Origin of the sequence: Paracoccus sp. PAR01 (assembly GCF_014851995.1) — a bacterium.
Taxonomy (GTDB): domain Bacteria; phylum Pseudomonadota; class Alphaproteobacteria; order Rhodobacterales; family Rhodobacteraceae; genus Paracoccus; species Paracoccus litorisediminis.
The window spans coordinates 309,321-322,740 of record NZ_JACVAW010000001.1; the positions used below are offsets into that span (position 1 = coordinate 309,321).

At 64.7% G+C, this 13,420-nt stretch carries 13 protein-coding genes; 5 read left to right on the forward strand and 8 right to left on the reverse strand.

What is annotated here, in order from left to right; translation table 11 throughout:
- Positions 1 to 5: 5 nt before the first annotated feature.
- The 8 genes from ftsA to IB235_RS01635 all read right to left on the reverse strand — a co-directional run bounded on the left by ftsA (position 6) and on the right by IB235_RS01635 (position 8,401).
- Entirely contained in the window at positions 6 to 1,340 is a 1,335-nt protein-coding gene (gene ftsA / locus IB235_RS01600; protein WP_155037867.1) for a cell division protein FtsA, read from the reverse strand.
- A gap of 22 nt (positions 1,341 to 1,362) precedes the next feature.
- The gene (locus IB235_RS01605) at positions 1,363 to 2,412 is read right to left on the reverse strand and encodes a cell division protein FtsQ/DivIB (RefSeq protein WP_192335048.1); all 1,050 of its coding nucleotides are present in this window, start codon (positions 2,410 to 2,412) and stop codon (positions 1,363 to 1,365) included.
- Positions 2,400 to 3,335, reverse strand: a complete 936-nt coding sequence (locus IB235_RS01610) for a D-alanine--D-alanine ligase (protein WP_192335051.1) — start codon at positions 3,333 to 3,335, stop codon at positions 2,400 to 2,402. Before IB235_RS01610 ends, IB235_RS01605 begins: the two co-directional genes overlap by 13 nt.
- Before the next feature lie 106 nt (positions 3,336 to 3,441).
- Positions 3,442 to 4,380 (reverse strand): UDP-N-acetylmuramate dehydrogenase, encoded by a 939-nt coding sequence (gene murB, locus IB235_RS01615; protein ID WP_192335054.1) that lies wholly within the window; start codon positions 4,378 to 4,380, stop codon positions 3,442 to 3,444.
- Positions 4,381 to 4,444: 64 nt separating this feature from the next.
- Positions 4,445 to 4,723: a DUF2484 family protein gene (locus tag IB235_RS01620; protein ID WP_192335057.1), complete on the reverse strand. Its 279-nt coding sequence runs from the start codon at positions 4,721 to 4,723 to the stop codon at positions 4,445 to 4,447.
- Entirely contained in the window at positions 4,720 to 6,147 is a 1,428-nt protein-coding gene (gene murC / locus IB235_RS01625) for a UDP-N-acetylmuramate--L-alanine ligase (protein WP_155037872.1), read from the reverse strand. The genes IB235_RS01620 and murC overlap by 4 nt, the downstream gene beginning before the upstream one ends.
- A complete protein-coding gene (gene murG, locus IB235_RS01630) occupies positions 6,144 to 7,235 on the reverse strand; it encodes an undecaprenyldiphospho-muramoylpentapeptide beta-N-acetylglucosaminyltransferase (RefSeq protein WP_225612017.1) in 1,092 nt (363 codons plus the stop codon). Before murG ends, murC begins: the two co-directional genes overlap by 4 nt.
- Positions 7,232 to 8,401: a putative peptidoglycan glycosyltransferase FtsW gene (locus IB235_RS01635; protein WP_155037873.1), complete on the reverse strand. Its 1,170-nt coding sequence runs from the start codon at positions 8,399 to 8,401 to the stop codon at positions 7,232 to 7,234. Before IB235_RS01635 ends, murG begins: the two co-directional genes overlap by 4 nt.
- Positions 8,402 to 8,618: 217 nt before the next feature.
- On the opposite strand from IB235_RS01635, the gene IB235_RS01640 reads away from it, so the two are divergent.
- The 5 genes from IB235_RS01640 to IB235_RS01660 all read left to right on the forward strand — a co-directional run bounded on the left by IB235_RS01640 (position 8,619) and on the right by IB235_RS01660 (position 13,401).
- On the forward strand, positions 8,619 to 9,482 hold the full coding sequence (locus IB235_RS01640; RefSeq protein ID WP_192335060.1) for an ATPase: 864 nt from the start codon (positions 8,619 to 8,621) through the stop codon (positions 9,480 to 9,482).
- Complete coding sequence (metA, locus tag IB235_RS01645; RefSeq protein WP_155037875.1) at positions 9,482 to 10,408, forward strand: homoserine O-succinyltransferase; 927 nt, start codon at positions 9,482 to 9,484, stop codon at positions 10,406 to 10,408. Before IB235_RS01640 ends, metA begins: the two co-directional genes overlap by 1 nt.
- Before the next feature lie 3 nt (positions 10,409 to 10,411).
- On the forward strand, positions 10,412 to 11,323 hold the full coding sequence (gene ppk2 / locus IB235_RS01650; protein WP_192335063.1) for a polyphosphate kinase 2: 912 nt from the start codon (positions 10,412 to 10,414) through the stop codon (positions 11,321 to 11,323).
- Entirely contained in the window at positions 11,323 to 12,228 is a 906-nt protein-coding gene (locus IB235_RS01655) for a YgcG family protein (RefSeq protein WP_192335066.1), read from the forward strand. Before ppk2 ends, IB235_RS01655 begins: the two co-directional genes overlap by 1 nt.
- 123 nt (positions 12,229 to 12,351) lie before the next feature.
- Positions 12,352 to 13,401, forward strand: a complete 1,050-nt coding sequence (locus IB235_RS01660) for a PotD/PotF family extracellular solute-binding protein (protein WP_192335069.1) — start codon at positions 12,352 to 12,354, stop codon at positions 13,399 to 13,401.
- Positions 13,402 to 13,420 lie beyond the last annotated feature (19 nt).

Here is a 13,420-nt window from a genome sequence, read left to right on the forward strand (position 1 = left end):
TTCTACTACCAGTTGTTTTTAAACCACCGGTAGGCGCGCCTTATGCTGCGCGCGGGATAGGCCTCGGCAGGCATTTCGAAGTCCCACCACTCGTCCTGCGGATGGGCCGTCAGCAGCGCCAGCCCGATGGCCGAGGAGAAACCGGGTGCGGTTGCGTTATGGGGCAGGCCCTGAATGCGCAGCGGGCGACCGATGCGGACGTTATGGCCCAGCATCCGCGCGGCCAGCGTATCCAGACCCGGAATCTGGCTGCCGCCGCCGGTCAGAACCACCTGCCGCGAGGGCATGAAATCAAAACCCGCCGCCTCAAGAATCCCGGCGACATTTTCAAGGATTTCCTCGACGCGGGGACGCATGATGCCAATCAGGTCGGCCCGGCTGACCTGACGGCGGTCGGTTTCCCAATCGCCGGTATCGCCGCCCAGATCGATCATCTCGTGATCGTCACGACCAGTCGCCTCAACCCCGCCATGCAGGGTCTTCAGCCGCTCGGCCTGCGCGTAGCTGATGCGCAGCCCCTTGGCGATGTCCTGGGTGATCAGGTCGCCGCCAAAACGCACCGCATCGGCAAAGATCATGTGCTTCTTGATGAAGACCGAGACGCCCGTGGTGCCGCTGCCCAGATCGATGCAGGCCGCACCCAGTTCCTGTTCATCCTCGACCAGCGCCGCCAGCCCCGACGCGTAAGAGGCCGAGGCCACCCCGGCCAGCTCCATGTCGCAGCGGCGGATGCAATGGACCAGATTGCCCGCGGCATCGCCATCGATGGTCAAAACATGCATATCGACCGCCAGCTTGTCGCCGGTATGGTCGCGCGGATCGGACAGGCCGGACTTGCCATCAACGGCGAAATTGACCGGCTGCGCATGCAGTACCTCGCGGCCGCGACCGAAATCGGGGACTTCGCAGGCCGCAAGGACACGCGACACGTCATTCTCGGCCACCTTGCCTGCGTCCAGCCCGATCTCTCCGGCCAGCCCGTAGGAGGCCGGACGCGCGCCCGAGATACAGGCGATCACGTGATCGACCCGGACATTCGCCGCCTTCTGCGCCGACTGGATGACGGTGCGGATGGCGCGCTCGGTCTCGGCCATGGTCTGGATTTCGCCGAAGCGCATCCCGCGCGAGCGGGTATGGGCCATGCCGATGACACGGAAATTCGACTGCCCGGCCATCGGGCCGACGCCGTCCGTCTCGCGGAACTGGCCGGGGCCGTCGAATTGCAGGACAAGGCAGGCGATCTTCGAGGTCCCGATGTCCAGCACCGCGATGACGCCGCGCTGCATGGCCTGTCGGCGCATGTTCCGCATTGCCCTCTGGCCCTGGTAGAGATCCTTCATTCCCTGCCCTCTCTGTTCTTATTCAGGTCTTTTTTGGGTTGGTTCCGGTCTTCGTGCTGTTCTTCTGGCCAGCGGCGACGCTGGGATTGGTCTCAAGCGGCTTGCCATCCGGGCCGATCTCGGCCTGACCGCGGGCGCGGCGGATGGCGTTCTGGGCCTCATTGCCGATCTGCAGGACCGGACGGAATTCGTTGCGCAGATCGATCTCGGCCACGTCGCGCGACAGCAGATCCTGCGCCTTGTTCAGGGCAATCACCCGTTCCAGCGCACGAAGCGCACCGTCCTCGGGCAGTTTCACGCGCTGGCCATTATCCAGCACCAGATCCCAGCGCCGCTCGCCCACACGCTCCAGCCCGCGCAGACGCGGCAGGATCGGGCCAGCGGCCTCGATCAGGGCCATGGCTTCGGGCGCGGCGCGGTCGGCACCCTCGCCCGCGATGATCGGCAGGTCCTTGCGCACATCGCGCGCGGTGACCGAGGCGACGCGGTGGCCGGTCTTGTCCAGCAATTCCAGCCCGCGGGCATGGCGCCACAGCACGGCCGGCACGCGTTCGGTGACCACCGCCGTCAGCACGCCACCCGGCGTGATGCGCAGGTCGACTGCCTCGACAGCATCCAGCATGCGGACCTTTTCGCGCAGCTTGGCCAGGTCGATATCGAAGCTCGACGCCGGAAGCTCGACCGGCAGCATGGCGCGCAGCGCCTTGTCCACGACCTCGGACGCGCCTTCGATCCGCATCGACTGCACCATGAAAGCGTCGCGGTGCTGGACCTTGTCCACCACCCCATCGACGCCGCTATACAGGTTTGCGCGCCGGGTTTCGTCCGACAGCCAGATCCCGCCGACCATGGCGATCAGGAAGGCCGGCAGACCCACCCGGATCAGACGCCGCATCAACGGGCGCAGCATCATCCGGTTCAGGCGATAGGCCAGACGGGACGGAGCAGGATCGCGACGCGGAGCGGCCTTGGCAGCACCGACCTGAGGCGCGGGACGCGACGGCACATGCCGCACCGGTGCGGGACGACCCTGATCGGCATCGCGATGCCCAAAGGGGTTCAGTCCCTGCATAGCGCCTCCTCGACGATCCACGAGCAGAGCGAAGGGAAATCCATGCCCACATGCGCGGCCTGTTCCGGCGCAAGCGAGGTGGGGGTCATGCCGGGCTGGGTGTTGACCTCAAGAATGATCAACCCGTCCAGACCGCGGCGTTCGTCCCAGCGGAAATCGGTGCGGCTCAGACCACGGCATCCAAGCGCCTGATGGGCGCGGACAGCGTAATCGTGGCAGGCCTGCATGATCTCGGCCGGGATTTCCGCCGGGATGACATGGGTCGAGCCGCCGAGCTTGTATTTCGCGTCGTAATCATACCAGCCGGTGGTCTTGATCTCGGTCACGCCAAGGGCGCGGTCGCCCAGCACGGCGGTGGTCAGCTCGCGGCCCGGCGCATAGGTTTCGACCATGACGCGGGCGGGCATGTGTTCGGACAATTGCGGCGGGCTGTTGGCGGCCTCATGCACGATATAGACGCCGACCGACGAGCCTTCGTCATTCGGCTTCACCACATAGGGCGGGGCCATGACATGACGCGCGCGGACCTCGTCGCGATCGGCGATCAGGCTTTCGACGACAGGCAGCCCGGCCTCGCGGAAGGCCTGCTTGGCGCGGCTTTTGTCCATGGCAAGGGCCGAGGCCAGCACGCCCGAATGGGTGTAGCGATAGCCCAGCCAGTCCATCAGACCCTGAACGCAGCCATCCTCGCCCCAGCGACCATGCAATGCATTGAATACGACATCGGGCGCGGCATCGGCCAGACGCTCGGGCAGATCCCTGCCCGCATCAATCTCGGTGACTTCATAGCCCGCCTGCCGCAGCGCCTGCGCGCATTCCCGCCCCGAGGACAGGGACACCTCGCGCTCGGCCGAGGGTCCGCCCTTGAGAACTGCGACTTTCGGGGCTGTCCTGCTCGACCTGCCCGCCAATTTCTGCCTCATGCACCCGGTTGATCCGGGTATTTATGCCTTGAGGATAGCGGCTGATCCGTGTTCGCAAAAGTCCCTATTTCGCCTTTTAGGCGATTTTTCCAGACAGAGCGGCGGTTTACGGCTCACCGATGCGGATGACTTCCCATTGCAGATCATGGCCGCTGGTCTCATGGACGCGCTTGCGGACCAGTTCGCCCAGGGCCTCAAGCTCGGCTGCGGTGGCGCCTCCGGCATTGAGCAGGAAGTTCGGATGCTTTTCCGACATCTGCGCCCCGCCCAGACGGTGGCCGCGCAGGCCCGCCGCGTCGATCAGCGACCATGCCTTCAGCTCATGCGTATCATCCGCCCGCCCGGTCGAGGAAAACCCCGCCGGATTGCGGAAGGTGGAACCGGCGCTGCGATCCTTGGTCGGCTGGCTCGCGTCGCGGCGGGCCAGCTGATCCTCCATCCGCGCGGCAAGCTCGGCGGGATCGCCAGCTTCGGCGCGGAAGCGGGCCTCGGTCACCACCCAGCCTTCGGGCAGATCGGAATGGCGGTAACCAAAGCGCAGATCGGCGGCAGAGATGTCGTGGACGGAGCCGTCCCTTGCCACAGCCCGGACCGAGATCAGGTGATCGGCGACATAGGCACCGTAGCAGCCCGCATTCATGCGGATCGCACCGCCGATGCTGCCGGGAATGGTGCGCAGAAAGGTCAGGTCCAGCCCCGCCTCGGCTGCGCGGCGCGCAACATGGGCGTCCAGCGCGGCCGCGCCCGCAGTGACAATGCCGCCATCGCAGGAAATCCCGTTGAAGCCGCGCCCCAGCCGGATCACCACACCACGGATACCGCCATCGCGCACGATCAGGTTTGAGCCGACGCCCATCGGAAACACCGGAACGGCGGGATCGAGACCCTGCAGGAAATCGGCCAGATCGGCCTGATCAGCGGGCTGGAACAGGTAATCGGCAGGTCCGCCAACGCGCAGCCATGTCAGATCGGCCAGCGCACGATCGGGCGTCAGCGCGCCGCGGGTCTGGGGCAGAACGGCATGGTTCGGGGCGCGGTCGGACATTGCGGGCTCCTTCGGGCAATCGGCGGGCTTGGTAAACCAAAGCGCCGCAGCACGCAAACCCCGGCTATTGCGCGCCTTGCCGGGACGGACGGCGGCGACGGCGCAGCAGCAGGTCCAGCGGCTGCCAGACCAGAATCGACAGACCAAGCGACAGGAACAGCACGCCAAGCGCCGGGCCGCACAGATAGGTCAGCCAGCCCAGCAGCGGCACACCGGCCAGAACCAGCATGCAGGTTGCCGTGTGGCGCCAGTTCATGCGCATCAGGGGAATCGCACAGGAAAGAATGGCCCAGATGGCGGCAAACAGCGCCGCCAAGCCGGGATGGCTTTCCAAGACGATCACGCCGCCTTCTCCGCCAGAAGATCTGGCAGGTTGTTGGCCCAGACCGAGATCGTGCCTGCGCCAAGGCAGACGACCATGTCGCCCGGACGGGCTTGCTCGCCGACCAGACGGGCCAGATCGGCCTCGTCGATCACGGCGCGGGCGTGGCGGTGGCCATGGGCGATCAGCCCTGCCACAAGATCGTCGCGCGATGCGCCGGGAATCGGGTCTTCGCCCGCCGAATAGACCTCGGCGATGCCGACCACATCGGCTTCGTTGAAGCAGGTGCAGAAATCATCGAACAGGCTCGACAGCCGGGAATAGCGATGCGGCTGGTGGACGGCGATGACGCGGCCCTTGGTCGCCTGACGCGCGGCCTTCAGGACTGCGGCGATTTCGACCGGGTGGTGGCCGTAATCGTCGATGATGGTGACACCATTCACCTCGCCCACGCGGGTAAAGCGACGGCCAACGCCGCCAAACTTGGCCAGAGCCTCACGGATCTGGGCGCGCTTCATGCCCAGATGGCGGGCAACGGCCACGGCGGCCAGCGCGTTCGAGACGTTATGATCGCCCGGCATCGGCAGGGTGCAGCCCTCGATCACCGGGGTCTCGCCGTCGTTCAGCTCGGTCTCGCCTTGCAGGGCGATGTCGAAATGGGCGACGCCGTTTTCATAGGTCAGGTTCATGGCGCGCACATCGGCCTGCGCGTTGAAGCCAAAGGTCACGATGCGGCGGTCGCTGAGCTTGCCGACCAGCGACTGCACCTCGGGGTGGTCGGTGCAGCAGACGGCAAGGCCATAGAACGGGATGTTCGAGACGAAATCCTGGAACCCCTTGCGCAAGGCATCGAAGGAACCCCAATGCTCCATATGCTCGGGGTCGATATTGGTGACGATGGCGATGGTCGCGGGCAGGCGGTTGAAGCTGCCGTCGGATTCGTCGGCCTCAACCACCATCCATTCACCCGCACCCGCACGCGCGTTCGAGCCATAGGCATGGATCACGCCGCCATTGATGACGGTCGGATCAAGCCCGCCCGCATCCAGCAGCGTTGCGACCATGGTGGTCGTCGTCGTTTTGCCGTGAGTTCCGGCAATGGCGACGTTCGATTTCAGCCGCATCAGTTCGGCCAGCATCTCGGCGCGGCGCACGACGGGCAGGCCACGGCGGCGGGCTTCCTCCAGTTCGGGGTTGCCCTTCTTGATCGCGGTCGAGATCACGACCACGCCCGCATCGCCGATATTCTCGGCGCTTTGGCCTTCAAAGATCGTCGCGCCCAGCGTTTCCAGACGGTCGGTGATCTTGGAGCGCTTCGCGTCCGAGCCCTGCACCGCATAGCCCAGCGTCATCAGCACCTCGGCAATGCCCGACATGCCGATGCCGCCGATGCCGACGAAGTGGATGGGCCCAAGTTCGCCCGGCAGTTTGGTCGCTGCGTTCATGCGGTCAATTCCGTAACTAGATCTGCAAGTCGCTGCGCCGCATCCGGGCGGCCAAGGGCAAGAGTCGCCGCAGCCATGTTGGAGGCGCGGGCACCGTCCGAAAGAATGTCCCGCATGTCGCGCCTGAGGCTCTCGGCGTCAAGCACGGATTCGGGAAGCACCATTGCCGCACCGGATTCCCCCAGCGCCCGCGCATTGGCGGTCTGATGGTCCCCGGTCGCGGCTGCGAAGGGAATCAGGATCGAGGGACGCCCGATCACGGTGATGTCCGCCAGCGACGAGGCCCCGGCCCGGCTGACCACCAGTTGGCAATCGGCCAGCCGCTGCGGCACGTCGTCGAAGAAGGGTTTCACCTCGGCCTTGATGCCAGCAGTGGCATAGGCGGCGGTGACCCGCTCCAGATCCTCGGCGCGGGCCTGCTGGCTGATATTCAGCCGCGCGCGGATGTCCTCGGGCAGGCCGATGATGGCGTCGGGGACGACATCGGACAGCACCCGCGCGCCTTGGCTGCCACCAATGACCAGCACATTCAGCGGGCCATCAGCGGGCGCGACGTAAGGCGCCGCGGCATGGTCCAGTATCGCCTGACGGACCGGATTTCCGGTGTGGATGCCGGTGACGCCCTCGGGCAGTTGGGTGGGCCATGTTCCGCAGGCGATCTTCTGCACCCGCCGCGCAAAGGCCGTGTTCACCCGGCCCATGATGCCATTTTGTTCGTGGATCATCCGAGGAATGCGCAGCGCCAGCGCCGCCGACATCGCCGGAATCGTCGGATAGCCGCCAAAGCCCACGACCACGGCGGGCCGGTCCTGCTTCAGCGCGCGCATGGCCGACATCACCCCCGAGCCGATGCGGAAGGGCACGGCCAGTTTGTCCGCCGCCCCGCCCCGCGCCGTGGTGGCCGAGGCCACGATCTCGCGCACGACTTGTTCTGGAAAGGCCGAGGCATAGCGCGCGCCCCGCTCATCTGTCGACAGCTTCACCCGCCAGCCGCGGGCCAGCAGGGTTTCCGCCAGGGCCTGTGCGGGGAACATATGTCCACCGGTGCCGCCTGCCGCGATCAGGCAATAAGGTATCATCACGGTCATCGGCGACCCCTTCCCAGTACATCGGCGATCCGGCCCTGCGGGCGCGACCGCGTCAGCGCCAGCAGCATGCCCACCGCGATGCCCGAGGCAATCACAGATGAGCCGCCATAGCTGACGAAAGGCAGGGTCATCCCCTTTGCGGGCAGCAGCCGCACGGCCACGCCCATATTGATCAATGCCTGCACCCCAAAGGCACAGGCCAACCCCGTCCCGGCGATGCGGGCAAAGGGGTCACGTTCATGCCGCAGCCGCAGAAGCGAGCGCACGACCACGGTCATGTACAGCACAATGATCGCAAGCACCATGATCAGGCCGTATTCTTCGGCCGCGACCGCGATGATGAAGTCGGTATGCGCGTCCGGCAGCGACCACTTGACCGAGCCCTCGCCCACGCCGACGCCAAAGAAGCCGCCTTCCTGGATGGCATTGGTGGCATAGCCGATCTGGGTGCGCGGATCGACCTCAGCCGCCAGAAAGCCGTCGATGCGGCGGGCGAAGTGCTCGGACGCGCCGTATGAGAATACCCCGCCGATCATCGCCAGACCGATGACCCCGATCACCAGCGCAATCGGTGCACCGGCAATGAAATACATCACGCACCACGAAAACAGCACCAGCGAGGCCTGTCCGAAGTCCGGCTGCATCGCCAGCAGCAGCACCACCGTCGCGGCAATGCCGAAAGAGTAGATCTTGCCCGGCGGGCCGCCGACCTCTTGGCTTGCGGCCATGAACCATGCGCAGATGGCGATGAAGCAGGGCTTCAGGAACTCCGAGGGCTGCACCGACATGCCGCCCGGAAGGCGCAGCCAGCGCACGGCGCCCTTGCCGAAATCCGTCCCGATGAAAGGCAGCAGCACGATCGCGACAATGGCGATGGCAAAGCCAAAGACGCCGATCCGCCGCACGAAGCGAGGCGAGAACATCGACACGACCAGCATCGCGCCAATCGCCATGCTGCCAAAGATCGCCTGACGCGTCACATAATAGAACTGCGGCAGGTTGTTCTTTTCCGCCAGCGGAACCGAGGCCGCCAGCCCCAAAAGCAGGCCCATCGCGAACAGGCCCAGCACGCAGGCCAAGGACCATCGGTCGACGGTGCGCCACCAGCGTGGAAGAATCGGATCACCAGCCCGAACGGGTGTGGTGCCAAAGACCATCTCGGTCATGGATGAACCGCCGTCACTGCCTCTGTTTATCCCGTTGCCGGGAGCCCGTTTTCCGGGTCTGCCGCGGATGATAGCGCGATTGCACTGGTCGCGCTACAGCGGATTGATGCGGGCCGCGCACCCGCTTTGCGCGCCCCGATGGCACGGCGAACGGCCTCCCCCTTTTCACCGGGCGCGCGGGGTTCTAACTATCGCGCAACCGCGAAAAGGAATGCCCATGCTTTACAGGACACAAGCCGAATGGCTGAACGCACAGCGCAGGCGCGTGCTGTTTTTCGGCATGTCGGGTCTGGGCAAGACCTATCTGGCGACCATGCTGCGCAATGCGGGCGACTGGTTCCACTACTCGGTCGATTACCGCATCGGCACGCGTTACATGGGCGAGTTGATCGCCGACAACTTCAAGCGCGAGGCGATGAAGGTCCCTTTCCTGCGCGAACTCCTGCTGTCGGATTCGGTCTATATCGCCAGCAACATCACGTTCGAGAACCTCGCGCCGCTGTCCACCTATCTGGGCAAGCCCGGCAGCCCGTCGCGCGGCGGCCTCGATTTCGAGGAATACATGCGCCGACAGGATCAGCACCGCACGGCCGAGATATCGTCGCTGCTGGATACCGGCCATTTCATCCGTCGCGGCAAGGACATCTACGGCATTCCGAATTTCGTCTGCGATTCGGGTGGCTCAATCTGCGAGGTGGTCGATCCTTTCGCCGATACGGACCCGGTGCTGGACACGCTGCAGCGTGAATTGTTGCTGGTCTGGATCAAGGGCTCGGACGACCACACGGCGGAACTGGTGCGTCGCTTCGACCGCGCGCCGAAGCCCATGTATTACCAACCGCAGTTTCTTGATCGCGCCTGGACCGATTACCGGGTTGAAAAAGGTCTGACCGAGGAACAGGTCAATCCCGATGATTTCATCCGCTGGACCTATGCCCGCGCGCTGGCCCATCGCCAGCCCCGCTACGAGGCGATGGCGCGGCGCGGTGTGACGCTGCTGGCCGAGGAAGTCGCCGAGGTCAGAACGCCGGCCGACCTGATCGCCCTGATCGGTCGCGCCATCGACAGAAAGGACGCATGATGCCCATTACCCTACCGAATGACCTGCCCGCCTTTGACATCCTGTCGAATGAAGGCGTCATGGTCATGTCGCCGGGTCGGGCTGCGACCCAGGATATCCGGCCTCTGCGCATCGGGCTGCTGAACCTGATGCCGAAAAAGATCCAGACCGAGAACCAGTTCGCCCGGCTGATCGGCGCGACTCCCCTGCAGATCGACTTCCAGCTGATCCGCATGTCGGATCACGAAAGCCGCAACACCGCCGCCGACCACATGGAAAGCTTCTATCGCCGTTTCTGCGATGTCGAAGCGACCGGAGAGAAATTCGACGGCCTGGTCATCACCGGCGCACCGATCGAGCATCTGCCCTTCGAGGAGGTGACCTATTGGGACGAACTGACCCGCGTCTTTGAATGGACCCAGACGCATGTGCATTCGACCTTTGGCGTCTGCTGGGGCGGCATGGCGATGGCATGGCATTTCAACCGGCTGGAAAAGCACATCCTTGACCACAAGGCATTCGGCTGCTTCCGGCACCGCAATCTTGCCCCCGCCAGCCCCTATCTGCGCGGCTTTTCCGATGACGTGCTGGTCCCGGTCAGCCGCTGGACCGAGGTGCGTCAGGATGAAGTCGACGCAATCCCGGCGCTGCGCACGCTGATCGCCTCGGAACAGTCCGGCCCCTGCCTGATCGAGGACCCAAGCCGCCGCGCGCTCTATGTCTTCAATCATTTCGAATATGACAGCACGACGCTGAAGGACGAATATGACCGCGACGTCATGGCCGGGAAACCGATCAACGTCCCGGTGAATTACTATCCCGACGACGATCCCAGCCTTGCCCCCACGAACCGCTGGCGCAGCCACGCCCACCTGCTTTACGGTAACTGGATCAACGAGATCTACCAGACGACCGAATACGACATGGATCTGATCGGGAAAGGGTAAGCCGTGGCGAAAAAGTCCGGGGACAAGGCCATTGGTCAGGGGCATCCTGATCTGCCCTATGTCGGCGCGATCACGCGGTTTTTCGAAAAGGATGCGCCCCCGGACGTCCGCAAGGCCATCCAGAAGGCCGACAAGGACGACATCCTCAGCGACAGCTACCCCTATCCCGAGGAAATGAAATCCAAGGATTACGATGCCCATATGGAGGTGCTGCAACAGCAGCTCGTCCGCATGATGCGCGACGTGATCCATACCGGGAAACGTGTCGTGGTCCTGTTCGAGGGCCGCGACGCCGCCGGCAAGGGCGGCACCATCGAGCGCGTGCGCGAGAACCTGAACCCGCGCTCGGCCTATATCGTGGCCCTGCCCAAGCCCAGTGAGCGCGAGGCCGGGCAATGGTACTTTCAGCGCTATGTCGACTGGCTGCCCGCCAAGGGCGAAATCGCGCTGTTCGACCGCAGCTGGTACAATCGCGGCGTCGTCGAGCGGGTCTTCGGCTTTTCTGGCAAGGACGAGCGCGAGACCTTCTTTCGCCAGCTTCCGCAATTCGAGGCGATGTTCGCCGATGACGGCATCACGCTGGTCAAGCTGTGGCTCAGCGTCGACCGGGCCGAACAGCTCAAGCGCTTCCTCGACCGCGAGCAGGACCCACTGAAGCAGTGGAAACTCAGTTCCATCGACGTGGACGGGCTGGCGAAATGGGACGACTATACCGACGCCATCCATGACACGCTGTCGCGCAGCCATACCGCGGTCGCGCCATGGACGGTGATCCGCTCGGATGACAAACGCCGGGCCCGGATCGCCGCGATCCAGACCATCCTGCATGCGGTGGATTTCGTCGGCCGCGACGATGCGCTGATCGGTCACCCGGACCCCAAGATCTGCGGCGGCCCCGAGATTCTGGCCAACTGATGCGCGGGCTGGCAGCCCTGCTTCTTGGCCTTGCGCTGCTGACACAGGCGGCGCTGGCCGAGGCGCTGCCCGACTGGACCTCGACCACCGTCAACGACTTCGCCCAGATCATCGACCCCGATGATGAGGCCGAGCTTGACCGCGCCCTGACCGAACTTCGCAATAGCACCGGTGTCGAAGGCACGGTGGTCACCCTGTCCGACCGTGCCAGCTACGGCGGAACCGACGGGCTGGAACCCTTTGCCACCCGACTTTTCAACCATTGGGGCGTGGGTGATGCCACTCGCAATGACGGCTTCATGATCCTTGTTCTGGCGCAGGACCGCGAGGCCCGGATCGAGCTTGGCGCAGGCTACCCGAACGATGCCGATATCCGCGCGCAGGACATCATGCGGGGCACGATGCTGCCCGCCTATCGCGCCGGGCATATGTCGCAAGGCATCCGCGACGGGACCGAGGCAGTCATTTCCCTGATCGCCCGCCCCCATGCGCAGGGCCTGCCACCCCCGCAAAAGCCCCGGACGAATTGGGTGGACCGGGCGCTAAACCTTGTTTTCTTTGGCGCCTTCGCCGCGATCTTTGCCGCCATCGGCATCAAGCACTGGCGTCGACGCCATTGCCCGCAATGCGGCAAAGGCGGCATCACCACCACCCGCAGCCCGCATCGCGAAACCCAGCCCGAGGGCGGCTACATGATCGCCCAGACCGACGTGACCCGTCGCTGCCCGCATTGCGACTGGTCCGAATCCCGCCCGGCACCGATGCCCCAGCGCATCTTCTATGGTCCTGACGACCGCGTATTGCGACGCGAACGCAACCCGGCCTATCGCGCCGCCTCACGCGGGGGCGGATCGGGCTTTGGCGGCGGCTCATCGCGAGGCGGCGGAGCTTCCGGGCGCTGGTAGACCCGCCTGCAATATTATGCGGCAGTGCTCCCGGAACGGGCAAATCCCTGTCACCGAACGCTTGCGAGGCTGCGGCGGGGCCGCTAGCGTCCATGTCATCGACTACCCATCCAAAGGTCACAGATGAAACTTCTGCGCTCCTCCGCCCTCGCCCTTGTCCTGTCGGGCGCTGCCCTGCCCGCTCTTGCTGCCGATTCCGAACTGACCGTCTTCGACTGGGCGGGATTCGAGGAACCCTCGATTTTTCAGGGCTATATCGACAAATATGGCGATAGCCCGACCTATGCCTTCTACGGCGATGACGACGAGGCCTATCAGAAGCTCGCCTCGGGCTTCAAAGCCGATGTCGCCCATCCCTGCTCGCAGATGATCTCGAAATACCGCGATGCCGGGCTGATCGAACCCTGGGATGTCTCGAAGATCCCGAACTTCGCCGATATCGACCCGAAGTTCCTCGACAGCCCGATCTTCAAGGACGATCAGGGCGTCTGGTTCGTCCCCACCGACTGGGGCGCCACCGCCATCGCCTATAACACCGAGACCGTCCCGGCCGAGGACGTGGCCAGCCTGAACGTGTTCCTCGACCCGAAATACCAGGGCCGCACCTCGCTACCCGATTCGGCCGATGACGTCTGGGCGCTGGCCTATCTGGCGACCGGCGTGACCGACTGGACCAAGGTGACGGATGAGCAGTTCACGGCGGCCGCCGACTGGCTGCGCAAGGCGCATGTGAACGTCGCCGCCTATTGGGCCGACCCCTCGGAACAGGCACAGCTGATGGCCTCGGGCGCGGTCGACATCGCGTGGTCGTGGAATGACGGCGTGGTGCTCCTGGAAAACGACGGCTTCCCCGTCGGCTTCCAGCGCGCCCCGAAAGAGGGTTCCTCGACCTTCTTCTGCGGCTACATCAACATGAAGAACGGCCCCGGCAGCGAAGAAAAGGCGCATGACTTCATGAACGCCTGGCTTGCCCCCACCTCGGCCAAGGCGCTGTTGGAAACCATCGGCTACGGCCATACCTCGACCGTGGCGATGGAGACGATCAAGGACGAGCCCGCTGTCAAGAACGGCCTGTCAGAGATCGACGTCCCGATCCTCGCGCAGACCCCGAATGACCCGGCGCAGCGCGAAAAGCAGCTGGCCGAGTTCGAAAAGATCAAAGCCGGCTTCTAACTCCAGACGCCAACCCGAA

Coding starts and splice junctions, on each gene's coding strand:
- ftsA (WP_155037867.1), bottom strand. CDS start 1,340: ATGAAGGATCTCTACCAGGGCCAGAGGGCAATGCGGAACATGCGCCGA.
- IB235_RS01605 (WP_192335048.1), bottom strand. CDS start 2,412: ATGCAGGGACTGAACCCCTTTGGGCATCGCGATGCCGATCAGGGTCGT.
- IB235_RS01610 (WP_192335051.1), bottom strand. CDS start 3,335: ATGAGGCAGAAATTGGCGGGCAGGTCGAGCAGGACAGCCCCGAAAGTC.
- murB (WP_192335054.1), bottom strand. CDS start 4,380: ATGTCCGACCGCGCCCCGAACCATGCCGTTCTGCCCCAGACCCGCGGC.
- murC (WP_155037872.1), bottom strand. CDS start 6,147: ATGAACGCAGCGACCAAACTGCCGGGCGAACTTGGGCCCATCCACTTC.
- murG (WP_225612017.1), bottom strand. CDS start 7,235: ATGACCGTGATGATACCTTATTGCCTGATCGCGGCAGGCGGCACCGGT.
- IB235_RS01635 (WP_155037873.1), bottom strand. CDS start 8,401: ATGACCGAGATGGTCTTTGGCACCACACCCGTTCGGGCTGGTGATCCG.
- IB235_RS01640 (WP_192335060.1), top strand. CDS start 8,619: ATGCTTTACAGGACACAAGCCGAATGGCTGAACGCACAGCGCAGGCGC.
- metA (WP_155037875.1), top strand. CDS start 9,482: ATGCCCATTACCCTACCGAATGACCTGCCCGCCTTTGACATCCTGTCG.
- IB235_RS01655 (WP_192335066.1), top strand. CDS start 11,323: ATGCGCGGGCTGGCAGCCCTGCTTCTTGGCCTTGCGCTGCTGACACAG.
- IB235_RS01660 (WP_192335069.1), top strand. CDS start 12,352: ATGAAACTTCTGCGCTCCTCCGCCCTCGCCCTTGTCCTGTCGGGCGCT.